We start from the raw sequence: 15,385 nt of genomic DNA, 5'->3' as shown, positions 1-15,385 counted from the left end.
TTTTTATGAGCAGGCCTATTTGAGGTTGCCCGACAGAAAGCGCGCCAGGCGCTCGCTCCTGGGGTTGCTCAGCACCTCGCGCGGGTCGCCCTGCTCCTCGACCAGGCCCTGGTGCAGAAAGATCACCTGATTCGACACCTCGCGCGCAAAGCCCATCTCGTGTGTGACCACGAGCATGGTGCGCCCCTCCTGCGCGAGCAGCTGCATCACGCGCAGCACCTCGCCCACGAGCTCGGGGTCGAGCGCGCTCGTGGGCTCGTCGAACAGCATCACCTCAGGCTCCACGGCGAGCGCCCGGGCGATGGCCACGCGCTGCTGCTGGCCGCCGCTCATGTGGTTGGGGTAGGCGTCCTCGCGCCCCTCCAGGCCCACGAGGCGCAGGTACTTGCGCGCGCGCTCCACGGCCTCGTCGCGGGACAGGCCGAGCACATGCACCGGCACCTCGGTGATGTTGGCCAGCACCGTCATGTGCGCCCACAGGTTGAAATGCTGGAACACCATGGCCAGGCGCGTGCGCAGGCGCTGCAGCTGCTTCTGGTCGGCGGCCTCGAGCGCTCCATCACGCCCCGGGCGCAGCCCGAGCTCCTCGCCCGCGACGAGGATGCGGCCCTGCTGCGGCCGCTCGAGCAGGTTGATGCAGCGCAAGAGCGTGCTCTTGCCCGAGCCCGAGCTGCCGATGATGCTGATCACGTCACCCGCATGGGCGGTGAGCGAGACGCCCTTGAGCACCTCGTTGGCGCCGTAGCGCTTGTGGATGTCCAGGGCCTGGAGTTTGATGGGGCGGTTCATGTCTCGGGATGTCAGTGTTTGCGCGGCGCCAGATAGCCCAGGAAGCGGCGCTCCACCAGCCTGGAGACGCCCAGCAGGCACATGGTGATGCACAGGTAGATGGCGGCGGCAAACAGATAGGCCTCGAACGGCAGGTAGAAGTCGGCATAGACGCGGCTGGCCGCGCCCGTGAGGTCCAGCAGCGCCGGCACGGTGCTCGCGAGGCTGGAGCTGTGCAGCATCATCACCACCTCGTTGCCGTAGGCCGGCAGCATGCGGCGGATGGCGCTGGGCAGCACGATGCGGCGCATCAGCAGCCACTGGCCCATGCCCATGGCGCGTGCAGCCTCGACCTCGCCCTTGGAGGTCTCGCGGATGCTGCCCGCGAGCGTCTCCGCCGTGTACGCCGCAGTGTTCAGGCTGAAGGACAGGAGCGCGCAGAAGAACGGCTCCTTGAAGTTGGTCCAGGGCCAGACATCGTCCCAGCGCGCCTGCACCCATTCGAGCTGGGCCACGCCGTAGTAGATCAGGTAGACCTGTATGAGCAGCGGTGTGCCGCGCATGAAATAGGTGAAGGCCTGGGCCGGCCAGCGCAGCCAGGCCCGGCTGCTGACCAGCGCCAGCGCGCAGGCGAGCGCCAGCACCGCGCCCAGTCCCAGGCTGTAGAGCGTGAGCTGCAGCGTGACGACCAGGCCCTCGGCATACAGGGCCAGGGTGTCGGGCTCGAAGATGACGGCCCAGTTCATAGCAGCTGCACCTTGTCCGTGCCCAGGCTGTAGCGTGCGCTCACGCGCCGGAGCGCCCACAGCGACAGCGAGGTATAGGCCAGATAGATGGCGGCCGTGAACAGAAAGAAGGCAAAGGGCTCGCGCGTGGAGGCGCTCGACTGCTTGGCCAGGTAGGTCATGTCCTGCAGGCCGATGAGGCTCACCAGGGCCGTGGCCTTGATGAGCACCAGCCAGTTGTTGGTAAAGCTAGGCAGCGCATAGCGCACCATCTGCGGCAGCGTGATGCGCATGAAGGTGCGAAACCGCCCCATGCCAAAGGCCCAGGCGGCCTCCATCTGGCCGCGCGGGATGGCCAGGATGGCGCCGCGGAAGGTCTCGGTCATGTAGGCGCCGTAGATGAAGCCAATCGTCAGCACGCCGGCGACGAAGGGGTCGAGGTCCACGCCCTCCTGGTTGCCCCAGAGCTCCACCAGGCTGTTCAGACCTATGGCGCCGCCATAGAACACCAGCAGCATCATGAGCAGCTCGGGCACGCCGCGCACCACGGTGGTGTAGAGCTGGGCCAGCCCCATGAGCGGCCGGCTGCCCGAGAGCTTGGCCGCCGCGCCGAGCAGGCCCAGCAGCGTGGCCACGGCGAGCGAGGCCAGCGACACGCCGACGGTCAGCAGCGAGCCATTCAAGATGGCCAGGTAGTAATCACGCATCAATCAATCAACATTCATTGGCAACGCCGGGCATGGACGGCCGCCACTCGCGCAGGCCGGATCGGTGGTCACCGCGCAAGGGCCGCCCCGCAGCGCCGGCATCGCCCCCTGCCCCGGCGTCAGCCGAGAGGCAAGAGGGGAGCGGCGTGGCCGCTCCGGGGCTTACTTCCCATACGGGTCGAAGTCGAAGTACTTCTTGGCGATCCTGTCGTAGGTGCCGTTGGCGCGGATCGCGTCGATGGCGTCGTTGAGCTGCTTCTTCAGGTCGCCCTGGCCCTTGCGCAGCGCAATGCCAATGCCCTCGCCGTAGTACTTGGTGTCGTACTGGTCGGGACCCACGTAGCCATAGTCCTTGCCCTCGGGCTTGCGCAGGAAGCCGCCGTTGACCTCGACCTTGTCGGCCACGGTGCCGTCGATGCGGCCGGCCTGGATGTCCAGATAGACCTGGTTCTGTGACTGATAGGGCACGACGTTCACGCCCGCGGGCTTGAGTTCGCCCAGCGCCCATTTCTCCTGCGTGCTGGCCTTGAGCACGCCGATCTTCATGCCCTTGAGCGATGCCGGGCCGTCGTACTTGACGCTCTTCTTGACGACGATGGCGCTCGGCGTCTTGTAGTAGCGCTTGGTGAAGTCCACCACGCGGGCGCGCTCGGGCGTGATCGACATGGAGCTGATGACCACGTCGAACTTCTTGGCCTGCAGGCCGGCGATGATGGAATCCCACTCGGACTCGACGAACACGCATTTGCGCTTGATCTGCTCGCACAGGGCGTTGGCGATGTCCACGTCGAAGCCGACGATCTCGCCCGTCGCGGTCTTGGATTCAAAGGGTTCGTAGGCCGGGTTCAGGCCGACGCGCAGGTCGGCGGCAACGGCGCTGCCTGCCAGGCCGGCGAGCGCCAGGGCAATGATGCTTTTGCGCATGGGTTGGGTTCCTTGGAACAGAAGGCAAAACGCGTATTGTCGCCGCAGCGCGCGGCGACCCCGCCGGGAAGGCCCCGCCGGCGCGACACGGGCACGCGCTCGTGGGCTATTGCACGGACGAGGAGACCGGCGGCTGCTGCCCCGGCGCAGTGAACAGCTGGGCCGCATCCACGGCGTCGAACCGGTATTGCTGGCCGCAGTATTCGCAGCCCACCTCGATGCTGCCGCGCTCGTCGAGAATGCTCTGCACCTCGTCCTGCCCCAGGCTGCGCAGCATGCCGCCCACACGCGTGCGGCTGCACGAGCACGCAAAGCGCGGGCCGCTCTCGCCGCGCTGGGGCACGAAGCGCAGCAGCGTCTCCTCCCAGAACAGGCGGCGCAGAATGGTCTCCACGTCCAGCGTGAGCAGTTCCTCGCGCGTGAGACTCGCGGCCAGCGTCGCGATGCGGTTGTAGTCCTCGTTCTGGCCTATGCGGTCCTCGTCGCCCTGGCCGCGCGTGCCCTCCAGATTGCCCTCGCCCTTGGCGGGCATGCGCTGGATCAACAGCCCCGCGGCGACCTGGTCGTTGGCCGCCAGCACCAGCGTGGTGTCGAGCTGCTCGGACTGCAGCATGTAGTGCTGCAGCACGTCGCTCAACTGGTCGAGCTTCTCGCCGCGGTCGCCATGCAGCGGCACCACGCCCTGGTAGGGCTGCTGGCCCGGCAGGCGGTCCTGCGGGTCGAGCGTGATCGCGCAGCGCCCGCTGCCGCCCCTGTTGACCATGTCGGCCAGGCCGGCATCGGCCCCCACCTCGCCCGTCACCGACGCCGTCGCGCGCAGGCTCAGGTCGGACTGCACCTCGGCCACGGCCAGCTTGACCGGGCCGTCGCCGAACACCTGCAGCACCAGCGCGCCGTTGAACTTGATGTTGGACTGCATGAGCACGGCGGCGGCCGTCATCTCGCCGAGCAGCTCGCTCACGGGCGCGGGATAGGGCCCGGTCTCGGTATTGCCCGCGCGGCGCGCGAGCAGCTGCGTCCACGCGTCGGTCAGGCGCACGATCATGCCGCGCACCGGCAGGCCCTCAAACAAAAACTTGTGCAGTTCAGACATCCGCTTGTATCAATCCAGTTTGCGCAGGCCCGCCTTGAAGCGGCGCGCGTTCAGCATGTAGTTGTGCGCACTCTGGCGCAGCCCCTCGATCTGCTCGGGCGTGAGCTGGCGCACGACGCGCGCCGGGCTGCCCAGGATCATGGAGCCATCGGGAAATTCCTTGCCCTCGGTGACCAGCGATCCGGCGCCCACCAGGCAGTTCCTGCCGATCTTCGCGCCGTTGAGCACCACGGCACCTATGCCGATGAGCGACTCGTCGCCCACGGTGCAGCCATGCAGCATGACCTTGTGGCCCACGGTCACGCGCTCGCCGATGACCAGCGGCTGGCCGAGGTCGGCATGCAGCACGCTCGCGTCCTGCACATTGGTGCCGGCGCCGATGGTGATGCACTCGGTGTCGCCGCGCACCACGGTGCCGAACCACACGCTGGCATCCTCATGCAGCACCACCTTGCCCATGACCTGGGCGCTGTCGGCCACCCAGGCCGACTCCGCCACCTCGGGAGCGACGCCATCGAGTTCATAGATCGCCATTGCCCGCTGCCTCCGTTGTTCAAAACCTACAATTGTAGGGATGGAGCTTCGTCAACGTGCGCTGGAGGTCTTGCGCATTTCAGACCCAGAGGAAAAATCGGATGCAGCGCTTGACATGCAAGCGCGGGCAGCTTCCTTTTCAATAGCAACAGAGTCCCTGATCACGCCCGCCGACGCGGCCGCCCTGCCCGGCCGCCCGGCCCGGCCCGAGCTCTTGCATCACACGGCCGTGGCGCGCCGCTCGCCCGCCACGGCCGAGGGGCGGGCGGTGCTGATCCATGCCATTGCGCACATCGAGTTCAACGCCATCAACCTCGCGCTCGATGCCATCTGGCGCTTTGCCGGCATGCCCGAGCGCTTCTACCTGGACTGGCTGCGCGTGGCGGGCGAGGAGGCGAAACACTTTCGATTGCTGCGCGACCATCTGCGCGCGCACCTGGGCCATGACTACGGCGACTTTCCCGCGCACCAGGGCCTGTGGGCCATGTGCGAGAAGACCGCGCCGGACATCGTGGCGCGCATGGCCCTGGTGCCGCGCACGCTGGAGGCGCGCGGCCTGGACGCCACGCCGCTGATCCAGCACAAGCTGCGCCAGGTGGGCACGCCCGATGCGCTCGCCGCCGTTTCCATCCTCGACATCATCCTCGCCGAGGAGGTGGGGCATGTGGCCATTGGCAACCACTGGTACGGCTGGCTGTGCGCGCGCGAGGGGCTCGATCCCATCGCGCACTACCCGCGCCTCGTGGAGCAATACCAGGCGCCCCAGCCCAAACCGCCCCTGAACGAGGCGGCGCGGCGCGCGGCTGGTTTCAGCGATGCCGAAATCCTTTGGCTGCAATGTCGTTAACATTGGTTACCAAACAACACCCCGAGAAACTTTAGTACGCACTTACCTACAATGAGGGATGAAGACATCTTCGTGAAATCCATCTCCCCATGTCGACCCTGATCTCCGCACCCGCCCCTGTCAGAGCAGCAGCCCCGGACACACTGCATGGCGGCGCCATGATTGCGCGCCAGGCCATCATGGACGAACAGCAGCAGGTCATTGGCTACGAGCTGTTCAATCGCTCGCGCATTCATGGCGATCACACGGCGGCCAGCGACGTGCTGCTGGTGTTCACCGCACTGTCGCATGCGGGTACCGAGGAGCTGTTCGGCAAGACGCTGATTTTTGTCAACTGCACCCATGAGAGCCTGAGCGGCGGCCATCTCGAGCTCGTCAACCCGGACAAGGTCGTGCTCGAGATCCCCCCGCTGGGCCATGCGGCCATCGAGGAGGTGCTGGCCCGCCGGCCCATGCTGATGGCCCTGCGCGAGCGCGGCTTTCGCCTGTGCTTCAACCGCCAGGTGCTGGAGTCGGCATATGCCCCCTGGCTGCCCCTGGCGGACTTCATCAAGCTCGACGTCAACGTGCTCGCACCCGACCAGTTCGGCGCCTTCGTGAACTACGCCGGCCGCCACAGCAAGGCACGGCTCATTGCCGAGAAGGTGGAAACGGTTCAGCAGCACAAGCTTGCGCTGGCTCTGGGCGTGCGCCTGTTCCAGGGCTACTGGTTTGCGCGCCCCAGCCTGGTCCACGCCAAGCTGCTGGCCCCCTCTCAGGCGAACATCGTGCAGTTGCTCAATCTGCTGCGGAGCCAGGCCAGCACCGATGCCATCGAAGAGGTCCTCAAGAAGGACGCCGGCCTGGCCTTCAATCTGATGCGGCTGATCAACTCGGCGGGCCTGGGGCCGGCGCGCGAGATCTCCTCGGTGCGCCAAGCCGTGCTGCTGCTGGGCCTGAAGAAGCTGTTTCGCTGGGCCGCCATGCTGCTCACGGCCGCCCGCAACGGCGTCCCCCCTCCTGCCGTGGGCCAGGCCGCCGTGGTGCGCGGCCGTCTCATGGAGCTGCTGGCGCGCGACCTCATGCCCCCCGAGGAGGCCGATCAGGCCTTCGTGATCGGGATCTTCTCCCTGCTCGACCGCATGCTGGAGATCCCGCTCGACGCCGCCGTGCGCCTGCTGCATCTGCCGCCGCATCTGGCCGCGGCCCTGCTCGAGCACGACAACGTCTTCGGCCACCTGCTCACCCTGGCCGAAGCCTGCGAAAGCGGTGACGACGCAAGCTTTGACCGCGTGGCCAAGGTGCTGTCGCTGTCGAGTCAGCAGATCAACATGGCCCATCTGCAGGCCCTGGCCTGGGCAGACCAGATCACGCAAGCCTGAACGCGGCCGTCCTCATCGCCCGTACCGAACCACAACGCCATCCATCATGTCCAGCACCCCAGACTCCGCAACCGCACCGCAGACCGCACCGGCAGACGCAGACAACCTGGTTGTCATCGCCCGCCAGGCCATCCTGGACGACAAGCGAGCCGTGTTCGGATACGAGCTCTTCGACCGCGTCACGGCCGCCAACTGCCACACCGCAGCCAGTGACGCGGCCATGCTGTTCAACGCCCTGTGCTATGCCGGCTCCGAGGCGCTGGGCGGCAAGAAGACCGTCTTCATCAACTGCACGCACGAGAGCCTGGCCGGCGGCCATCTGGAGTTGATCCACCCCGAGAAGGTCGTGCTCGAGGTCCCCACCTTCGGCGCCGACGCCACGCCCGAGCAGATCGCACAGCTCATCCCCACCATGCAGGCGTTGCGCACGCGCGGCTTTCGGCTGGCCTTCAACCAGGAGGTGCTGCGCCGCGCCTATGCGAGCTGGCTGCCGCTGGCCTCCTTCATCAAGCTCGACATGCAGGCCATCAAGCCCGAGCTCGCCGAGCCCCTGGTGAAGTACGTGCAGGCCAACTGCCAGGCGACGCTGGTCGCCGAAAAGGTTGAAACGGCCGAGCAGCACGAGCGTATGGCGGCACTGGGCGTCAAGCTGTTCCAGGGCTACTGGTTTGCCCACCCTTCGACGGTCAAGGCGCAGACCATTCGCCCGTCGCAGGCCATCATCATCCAGCTCATCAATCTGGTGCGCCAGCAGGCCAGCACGGCCGAAATCGAGGACCTGCTCAAGAAGGACCCCACGCTGTCGTTCAACCTGCTGCGCTTCATCAATTCCTCGGGCTTCGGGCTGTCGTGCGAGATCACGTCGTTCCGCCATGCGGTGATGATCCTGGGACTCAAGAAGCTGTTCCGCTGGGCCGCGCTGCTGCTCACCACGTCGAGCAAGGACGGCGCACCTCCCGCGGTCGGGCAGACCGCCGTGGTGCGCGGCCGTCTCATGGAGCTGCTCGCGGCCGAGCTGCTGCCCAAGGAGGAATGCGACAACGCCTTCGTGGTCGGCGTGTTCTCGCTGCTCGACAGCATGCTGAACATGCCCATGGAGCGCGCCCTTGAAAGCGTGGCCCTGCCCGAGTCGGTGCAGGACGCGTTGCTGCACAACAAGGGCGTGTTTGCGCCGTTTCTCGAACTCACAAAGGCCTGCGAGAGCGGCGACGACGAGGCCTTTGCGCGCACGGCCAATGCGCTGCACCTGTCCAACCGCCAGGTCAACTGGGCCCACCTGCAGGCCCTGACCTGGGCCGAGAGCCTGACCGCCGAGGCGTAGCCGGGCCCGGCTCAGTTGAGCCGGATGCCGGCGGCACGGATGATGCGCGCATTGCCCTCCGACTCGGCGGCAATCTGACGCCGGAACTCGGCCGCCGTGCCGCCCGTGGGCACGTTGTCGGCGGCCTCCAGGCGCGCCCGGATGTCGGGCAGCGCCAGCGCGCGGTTGATCTCGGCATTGAGGCGCTCGAGGATGGGCGCGGGCGTCGCGGCCGGCGCAAAGATGCCGAACACCGAGTTCAGGTTGGCTGCTGCAAGTCCGAGCTCCTGCAGCGTGGGCACATTGGGCAAGGATTCAAGCCGCCTGGGCGCCCCCACGGCCAGCGGGTGCAGCTTGCCGGCCCTGATGTGCGCCATCACGGCCGGCCCGGCGTTGGTGGAGAGCACCTCGAACTGGCCGGAGAGCGCATCGTTGAGCTGCTGGCCGCCGCCCTTGTAGGGCACATGCGTGATCTGCACGCCCGCGCCCTGCATGATGTGCTCGAGCATGATGTGGCCGAGCGAGGCCAGGCCCGACGTGGCCCAGCGCACCTGTCCGGGATGCGCCTTGGCATCGGCCAGCAGGCCTGCAAAGTCGCGCGCCTTCAGCGCCTGCGTGCCCAGCAGCAGCACGGGCGAATACATGACGCTGGCGACGGGCGCGATGTCGCGCCCGGGGTCGAACGGCGGCTTGCCCAGGTGCGGGTTGAGCACCAGCGGGCTGATGGCGGAAAAGCCCAGCGTGTAGCCGTCGGGCGCGGCCTTGGCCACGGCGTCCATGCCTATGCTGCCGCCGGCGCCGGCCTTGTTCTCCACCACCACCGAGGTGCCCAGGCGCTCGGCCAGCTTCTCGCCCAGGGCGCGCGCCACCACGTCGCTGACGCCGCCCGCAGGGTAGGCGACGACGATGCGTATCGGGCGCGTGGGCCAGTCGGGCTGCGCGAGGGCGGACAAGGGCGCGGCCGCGCAGGCGGCGGCGCAGGCCAGAACAAGGCGGCGGGAATGTGCAGTCATGAAGTGGGTCGTCCTCGGTCAAAGCCCCATGCTAGCCACGCGGGTGGTGCTGCGCATGCAGCTGCTTCAGGCGCTCGCGCGCCACATGGGTGTAGATGGTGGTGGTGGAAATATCGGCATGGCCCAAGAGCAGCTGTACCACGCGCAGATCGGCGCCGTGGTTGAGCAGGTGTGTGGCAAAGGCATGGCGCAGCGTGTGCGGCGACAGCGGCGCGGTGATGCCCGCGAGCTGCGCGTACTTCTTCACGATGATCCAGAACATCACGCGCGTCATGGCCGAGCCGCGCTGGGTCACGAACAGGTCGTCAGTCTGCTGGCCCACGAGGATGGCGCCGCGCCCCTCGGCCAGGTAGAGCTCGAGCCAGCGCCTGGCCTCCTCGCCGAACGGCACGAGTCGCTCCTTGCCGCCCTTGCCCATGACGCGCAGCACGCCCTCGGTCAGGCCCAGGTGAAAGGTCTTGAGCATGACGAGCTCGGAGACGCGCAGGCCGCTCGCGTACATCAGCTCGAGCATGGTGCGGTCGCGCAGGCCCAGGGGCGTGGCGTCGTCGGGCGCCTGCAGGAGCGCCTCGACCTGCGCCTGCGTGAGCGTCTTGGGCACGCGCAGCGGCTGGCGCGCGGCCAGCAGGCGCACCGTGGGGTCCTGCGTGATGCGCCCCTCGCGCAGCGCCCAGTGAAAGTAGCGGCGCAGCACCGTCAGCCGCCGGTTGGCCGTGCTCGCGCGCGTTTCTGGGTGGCGCGCGGCAAAGTAGCCGCTCAGATGGTGCTCGGCCGTGGCGTCCAGCGCCAGCGGCGGCTGCTGGGCGGCGAGCCACTGCGCATACAGCAACAGGTCGCGCCGGTAGGCGGCCAGCGTGTTGCGCGACAGCCCATCCTCGAGCCACAGGGCGTCAAGAAACAGGTCGATGGCGTTCTGGCTTTCGGCAAGCATGGGCAAAAAAAGCCGCCCGCGGGTGGCGGGCGGCGCGTGGTGGTGTGTGCGCGGAGCTTACTCCAGCGTGAGCTTTTGCTTCTTCACCACTTCCTTGTAGACGGCGTTCTCGGCCTTGATCTGCTCGGCGAACTGCTCTGGCGTGTTGGCCACGATGAGCGAGCCCGTGTCCTCGATGCGCTTCCTGACCGCGGGATCCTCCAGGGCCTTCCTCACGCCGGCGTTGATCTTGTCGACGATGTCCTTGGGCAGGCCCTTGGGGCCGACGATGCCGTAGAAGGCCAGGCGGTTCACGGGCTCCAGGCCCACTTCCTTGAAGGTCGGCACGTTGGGCAGCACGGCCAGGCGCTGGGGCGCGGCGACGACGATGGGCACCAGACGGCCATCCTTGATGAAGGGCAGCGAGGACGGCAGGTTGTCCAGGTTCATGCTCACCTGGTTGGCCACGACGTCGTTGAGGGCCGGACCCGCACCGCGGTAGGGGATGTGCGTCATGAAGGTGCCCGACAGGTCCTTGTACAGCTCCATCAGCAGATGCTGGATGGTGCCGGTGCCCGACGAGGCGTAGGAGTACTTGCCCGGGTTCTTCTTCAGCTCCGCGACGAAGCTCTGGTAGTCCTTGGCGGGGAACTTCGGGTTCACGCTGATCACGTTGGGCGTGGCCGCAATGTTGACGATGGGCGTGAAGTCCGTCAGCGGGTTGTACGGCACCTTGGGGTTGATGGCCGGGTTGGCGGCCATGGTGGACACCGTGGCGATGCCGAGGTTGTAGCCATCGGGGGCGGCGCGCGCCGTCTCCTGCGCGCCGATGATGCCGCCGCCGCCGCCACGGTTGTCCACGACCACGGGCTGGCCCAGGGCCTTGCCCAGCGGGTCGGCGATGGCGCGCGCGATGATGTCGGTCGTGCCGCCGGCGGCAAACGGCACCAGCAGCTTGATGGGTTTGGCGGGATAGCCCTGGGCAAAGGCCGTGCCGGTCGCGGCCAGGAGTGCCAGGGTCAGGCAGTTGCGTCGCAGCATGCGAGATCTCCTCTTGTGGAAGTGAAACAAAAAACGGTGTGGGCGCGATCCTAATGCCTGTGCAACCACCGATGACGCCGCCGCGCCACGGATTTCTCGGTGACAACCCGGTCTTCTGTCCTCCAGGCGACGGTGTGCGGCTGATCCGGCGCCGCGCTATGCTGCGCGCCGTGAACTTCGCACAGCTGCTCTTCCCCGACTTTTCGCTCATCCTGTGCGGCTATCTGATCTGCCGCTACACACCCCTGAATCGCAGCGTCTGGCAGCCGGTGGAGAGCCTGGTGTACTACCTGCTGTTTCCGGTGCTGCTGTTCCAGTCCATCGTCAGGAGCCCGATCGACATCGGCGAGGCCACGGGTCTGGTCATCGCCGGCATGGCCACGGGGCTGTGCGGCATTGCCCTGGCCTACAGCCTGCCGCACCTGCCCTGGCTGGGCCGGCACATCGACCGGCGCGACCATGCCGCGGCCGCGCAGGTGGCGTTTCGCTTCAACTCCTTCATCGTGCTGGCGCTGGCCGAGCGCCTGGCCGGCGCCCAGGGCCTGCTCATGGTGGCCGTGCTCATCGGCGTGTGCGTGCCCATGTTCAACGTGGCCGCGGTCTGGCCCATGGCGCGTGGCAGTGGTCAGGGCCTGCTGCGCGAGCTGCTGCGCAACCCGTTGATCATCGCCACGGCCACGGGCCTGGCGGCGAACCTGCTGGGCCTGCGCATCCCGCCCTGGCTCGAGCCCACGGTGAGCCGCATCGGCGCGGCCTCGCTCGCCCTGGGCCTGATGGCCGCGGGCGCGGGCATGCAGTTCGGCCTGCTCACGCGCAGCAAGCTGCTGTCGATCTCGGTGCTGTCCATACGGCACCTGGCGCAGCCGCTGATTGCCTGGCTGCTGGCGCGGCTGCTGCAGCTCGATGCCACGCAGACCACGGTGCTGATGATCTTCTGCGCCGTCTCCACGGCCTCGAGCTGCTACGTGCTCGCGGCGCGCATGGGCTACAACGGCGCCTACGTGGCGGGACTGGTCACGCTGTCCACGGTGCTCGGCGTGGCCAGTCTCACGCTGGCGCTGGGTGTGTTGCGCTGAAGCTATTGTCTTTGTAGCTTATGACGCTTGATACACAAGCGCTGCAGCCATTTTTCATTCAGAACCCTGGGCCAGCGCCCAGGCCACATGCTCGCGCACCAGGGCGCTGTCGTGGTCGGCACGGGACTGCAGCGCGGCGCGCAGCTGCCCGGCCTGCTCGGCGTCCTGCGCGGCGCGCAGCGCATTGCCCAGGGCCACGGCGATGTTGCGCAGCCAGCGCTCGTGGCCTATGCGGCGTATCGGCCCGCCCTCGGTCTGGCGCAGAAAGGTGGCCTCGTCCCAGGCGAACAGCTCCACCAGCTGCTGGCCCACGAGCGGCGCGCGTGCGTCGAAGTCGGGCAGATGGCTGGGCTGGGCGAACTTGTTCCAGGGGCAGATGAGCTGGCAGTCGTCGCAGCCGTAGATGCGGTTGCCCATGAGCGGGCGCAGCTCCAGCGGGATGGGCCCGCCATGCTCTATGGTCAGGTAGGAGATGCAGCGGCGCGCGTCCACGCGGTGCGGCGCGACGATGGCCCGCGTGGGGCAGATATCCATGCAGGCCTGGCAACTGCCGCAATGCGCGGTGACGGGCTCGGTGGGCGCAAGCGGCATGTCCAGATAGATCTCACCGAGGAAGAACATCGAGCCGGCCTCGCGACTGAGCACCAGCGTGTGCTTGCCGCGCCAGCCCTGGCCGCTGCGGCGCGCGAGCTCCGCCTCGAGCACCGGGGCCGAATCGGTGAACACGCGGTGGCCGAACGGGCCCACGGCCTCGGCAATGCGGTCGCTCAACTTCTGCAGGCGCGCGCGCAGCACCTTGTGGTAGTCGCGCCCTCGCGCATAGACGGAGACGATGGCCTCCTGCGGGCGCGCAAGGCGCTCGAACTCCACCGCCTGCCAGCCGTCCGGCGTGCTGCGCGGCAGATAGTCCATGCGCGCCGTGATCACGCTCACCGTGCCGGGCACGAGCTCGGCCGGGCGCGCGCGCTTGAGACCATGGGCCTGCATGTACTGCATCTCGCCGTGGAAACCTTCTGCGAGCCATTGCATCAATCCAGGCTCGGCGCTGGACAGGTCCACGCCGGCCACGCCGATTTGGGAGAATCCCAGCTCACGCGCCCAGCCCCGGATTTGAGGAAGAAGTTGACTGCTGCCGACCATCACCGCCCGATTGTAGAAACGCCGTCACGGCTGACCCTGCGCTGGCAGGACGAGGACGACACCGCGCACTTTGCCGCGCGCCTGGCCGCGCAGGGCGGCATCGCCAACGCCTTCATCGCCCTGCATGGCGACCTGGGCGCGGGCAAGACCACGCTGGTGCGCCACCTGCTGCGCGCGCTGGGCGTCACCGGCCGCATCAAAAGCCCGACCTATGCCGTGGTCGAGCCGCACCAGGCGCCGGGTCTGAACATCTGGCATTTCGACTTCTACCGCTTCCATGACCCGCGCGAATGGGAGGACGCTGGCTTTCGCGACATCTTCGCGGGCCCGGGCCTCAAGCTCGCCGAATGGCCGGACAACGCAGCCGCGCTGATGCCGCCTGCTGATCTTGCTATTTACATTGAAGCAGAGGATGATCTGGCCCGGCGCGTGACGTTGCAGGCGCACACCGCCCATGGCCAGGCCATGCTGCAAGGACTAGAGACCCCATGAGCGACAGGCTCCCCTCCCCACCACAGCCCGACCGGCGCCGGCTGCTGCAGGCCGGCAGCCTGGTGCTGCTGCTCGGCGCCCAGCAGATCGCGCGCGGCGCGAGCATCGTGGCCGTGCGCGTCTGGCCCGCGCCCGAGTATTCGCGCGTGACCATCGAATCGGACCGCCAGCTCGTCACCAGGCACACCTTTGTGCCCACGCCGCCGCGCCTGGCGGTGGACATCGAGGGCCTGGACCTCGACCCTTCGCTGCGCGAGCTCGTGGGCAAGGTGCAGCCCGACGACCCCAACATCGCCGGCATCCGCGTGGGCCAGAACGCCCCGGGCGTGGTGCGCCTGGTGGTGGATCTGAAACAGGCGGCGCGGCCCCAGGTGTTCACGCTGCAGCCCATCGCTGCCTACCAGCACCGACTGGTGTTTGACCTCTACCCGGCCGAGCCGCCCGACCCGCTCGAGGCCCTGATCGCCGAGCGCCTGCGCGACGCCGCGCCCGCCACGGCGCCGGCGCCACCGAACGCGCCTGAGATCGCCAAGGCACCCGCCCCAGCGGCCGCGACCGACCCGCTGGGCGAGCTGATCGCGCAGCATGGCCTCAAGCTCGACACGACCGTCGTGCCCAAGCCTGGCGCGTCCAGCGCCCCGGCCCCGGCAGCGCCACCGGAGGTGGCCAAGGCGCCCGCGGCCCCGCCGCGCACGCGCGGCACGGCCACTGCGCGCGCCACGGACCGCCTCATCATCATCGCCCTGGACCCCGGCCATGGCGGCGAGGATCCGGGCGCCATAGGCCCCGGCGGCACGCGCGAGAAGGACGTGGTGCTCAAGGTGGCACACCTGCTGCGCGATCGCATCAACGCCACCCAGGTGGGCGGCAACCCCATGCGCGCCTTTCTCACGCGCGACGGCGACTACTTCGTGCCGCTGGGCACGCGCGTGGAGAAGGCACGGCGCGTGCAGGCCGACCTGTTCGTCTCCATCCACGCCGACGCCTTCACCAACCCGGCCGCGCGCGGCGCCAGCGTGTTCGCGCTGAGCCAGGGCGGTGCATCGAGCTCCGCCGCGCGCTGGCTGGCCAACAAGGAGAACGAGGCCGACCTGATCGGCGGCGTGAACGTCGGCGGCCAGGACCGTCATGTGCAGCGCGCGCTGCTGGACATGAGCACGACGGCACAGATCAAGGACAGCCTGCAGCTCGGCAGCGTGCTGCTCGGCGAGATCGGCGGCATGGCCCGGCTGCACAAGCCGCGCGTGGAACAGGCGGGCTTTGCCGTGCTCAAGGCGCCCGACATCCCGAGCGTGCTCGTGGAGACGGCCTTCATCAGCAACCCCGAGGAAGAGGCCAAGCTGCGCAGCGCCGCCTACCAGAATCAGCTCGCCGACGCGCTGATGCGCGGCATCGTGCGCTACTTCGCCAAGAACCCGCCGCTGGCGCGCAGCCGGTCGGTGTAAGCCCATCAC

Annotated in this window: 16 protein-coding genes; 6 read left to right on the top strand and 10 right to left on the bottom strand. The window is 68.0% G+C overall.

Going from position 1 to position 15,385, the window contains the following annotated elements; genetic code table 11:
* Positions 1 to 15: 15 nt before the first annotated feature.
* From ABUE11_RS04180 to ABUE11_RS04155, 6 genes are all read right to left on the bottom strand, one after another.
* Positions 16 to 789, bottom strand: coding sequence for an ATP-binding cassette domain-containing protein (locus ABUE11_RS04180; protein WP_367067824.1), 774 nt, complete (start codon positions 787 to 789; stop codon positions 16 to 18).
* A gap of 11 nt (positions 790 to 800) precedes the next feature.
* Complete coding sequence (locus tag ABUE11_RS04175) at positions 801 to 1,514, bottom strand: ABC transporter permease subunit (RefSeq protein ID WP_367067823.1); 714 nt, start codon at positions 1,512 to 1,514, stop codon at positions 801 to 803.
* Positions 1,511 to 2,200 (bottom strand): ABC transporter permease subunit, encoded by a 690-nt coding sequence (locus ABUE11_RS04170; protein ID WP_367067822.1) that lies wholly within the window; start codon positions 2,198 to 2,200, stop codon positions 1,511 to 1,513. Before ABUE11_RS04170 ends, ABUE11_RS04175 begins: the two co-directional genes overlap by 4 nt.
* 162 nt (positions 2,201 to 2,362) lie before the next feature.
* The gene (locus ABUE11_RS04165; protein WP_367067821.1) at positions 2,363 to 3,124 is read right to left on the bottom strand and encodes a transporter substrate-binding domain-containing protein; all 762 of its coding nucleotides are present in this window, start codon (positions 3,122 to 3,124) and stop codon (positions 2,363 to 2,365) included.
* Positions 3,125 to 3,230: 106 nt separating this feature from the next.
* Entirely contained in the window at positions 3,231 to 4,217 is a 987-nt protein-coding gene (locus tag ABUE11_RS04160) for an Hsp33 family molecular chaperone HslO (protein WP_367067820.1), read from the bottom strand.
* A gap of 9 nt (positions 4,218 to 4,226) precedes the next feature.
* Entirely contained in the window at positions 4,227 to 4,751 is a 525-nt protein-coding gene (locus tag ABUE11_RS04155; protein WP_367067819.1) for a gamma carbonic anhydrase family protein, read from the bottom strand.
* A 40-nt stretch (positions 4,752 to 4,791) separates the two neighbouring features.
* Between ABUE11_RS04155 and ABUE11_RS04150 the strand changes: the two genes are divergently transcribed.
* From ABUE11_RS04150 to ABUE11_RS04140, 3 genes are all read left to right on the top strand, one after another.
* The gene (locus ABUE11_RS04150; protein WP_367067818.1) at positions 4,792 to 5,598 is read left to right on the top strand and encodes a ferritin-like domain-containing protein; all 807 of its coding nucleotides are present in this window, start codon (positions 4,792 to 4,794) and stop codon (positions 5,596 to 5,598) included.
* 89 nt (positions 5,599 to 5,687) lie between these two features.
* Positions 5,688 to 6,959: an HDOD domain-containing protein gene (locus ABUE11_RS04145; protein ID WP_367067817.1), complete on the top strand. Its 1,272-nt coding sequence runs from the start codon at positions 5,688 to 5,690 to the stop codon at positions 6,957 to 6,959.
* Positions 6,960 to 7,005: 46 nt separating this feature from the next.
* Positions 7,006 to 8,280: an HDOD domain-containing protein gene (locus tag ABUE11_RS04140; RefSeq protein ID WP_367067816.1), complete on the top strand. Its 1,275-nt coding sequence runs from the start codon at positions 7,006 to 7,008 to the stop codon at positions 8,278 to 8,280.
* Positions 8,281 to 8,291: 11 nt separating this feature from the next.
* Here the strand turns inward: ABUE11_RS04140 and ABUE11_RS04135 are convergent, their stop codons facing one another.
* The 3 genes from ABUE11_RS04135 to ABUE11_RS04125 are packed head-to-tail and all read right to left on the bottom strand — an operon-like array spanning position 8,292 to position 11,223.
* Complete coding sequence (locus ABUE11_RS04135) at positions 8,292 to 9,272, bottom strand: tripartite tricarboxylate transporter substrate binding protein (protein WP_367067815.1); 981 nt, start codon at positions 9,270 to 9,272, stop codon at positions 8,292 to 8,294.
* 31 nt (positions 9,273 to 9,303) lie between these two features.
* Positions 9,304 to 10,203 carry a site-specific tyrosine recombinase XerD gene (gene xerD, locus ABUE11_RS04130; RefSeq protein WP_367067814.1) on the bottom strand — a complete coding sequence of 300 codons (900 nt, stop codon included), beginning with the start codon at positions 10,201 to 10,203 and terminating at the stop codon, positions 9,304 to 9,306.
* Between the two features lie 57 nt (positions 10,204 to 10,260).
* On the bottom strand, positions 10,261 to 11,223 hold the full coding sequence (locus ABUE11_RS04125) for a tripartite tricarboxylate transporter substrate binding protein BugE (RefSeq protein WP_367067813.1): 963 nt from the start codon (positions 11,221 to 11,223) through the stop codon (positions 10,261 to 10,263).
* A 158-nt stretch (positions 11,224 to 11,381) separates the two neighbouring features.
* Between ABUE11_RS04125 and ABUE11_RS04120 the strand changes: the two genes are divergently transcribed.
* Complete coding sequence (locus ABUE11_RS04120) at positions 11,382 to 12,299, top strand: AEC family transporter (RefSeq protein WP_367067812.1); 918 nt, start codon at positions 11,382 to 11,384, stop codon at positions 12,297 to 12,299.
* Between the two features lie 54 nt (positions 12,300 to 12,353).
* Here the strand turns inward: ABUE11_RS04120 and queG are convergent, their stop codons facing one another.
* A complete protein-coding gene (queG, locus tag ABUE11_RS04115) occupies positions 12,354 to 13,439 on the bottom strand; it encodes a tRNA epoxyqueuosine(34) reductase QueG (RefSeq protein ID WP_367068742.1) in 1,086 nt (361 codons plus the stop codon).
* On the opposite strand from queG, the gene tsaE reads away from it, so the two are divergent.
* On the top strand, positions 13,422 to 13,931 hold the full coding sequence (gene tsaE, locus ABUE11_RS04110; RefSeq protein ID WP_367067811.1) for a tRNA (adenosine(37)-N6)-threonylcarbamoyltransferase complex ATPase subunit type 1 TsaE: 510 nt from the start codon (positions 13,422 to 13,424) through the stop codon (positions 13,929 to 13,931). The two genes, queG and tsaE, sit on opposite strands and share 18 nt — an antisense overlap.
* Positions 13,928 to 15,376: an N-acetylmuramoyl-L-alanine amidase gene (locus ABUE11_RS04105; protein ID WP_367067810.1), complete on the top strand. Its 1,449-nt coding sequence runs from the start codon at positions 13,928 to 13,930 to the stop codon at positions 15,374 to 15,376. Before tsaE ends, ABUE11_RS04105 begins: the two co-directional genes overlap by 4 nt.
* Positions 15,377 to 15,385 lie beyond the last annotated feature (9 nt).

This window comes from Oryzisolibacter sp. LB2S, from assembly GCF_040732315.1.
In the GTDB taxonomy this organism is placed as follows: Bacteria; Pseudomonadota; Gammaproteobacteria; order Burkholderiales; family Burkholderiaceae_C; genus Alicycliphilus; species Alicycliphilus soli.
This window is presented reverse-complemented; position numbering and strand designations above follow the sequence as displayed.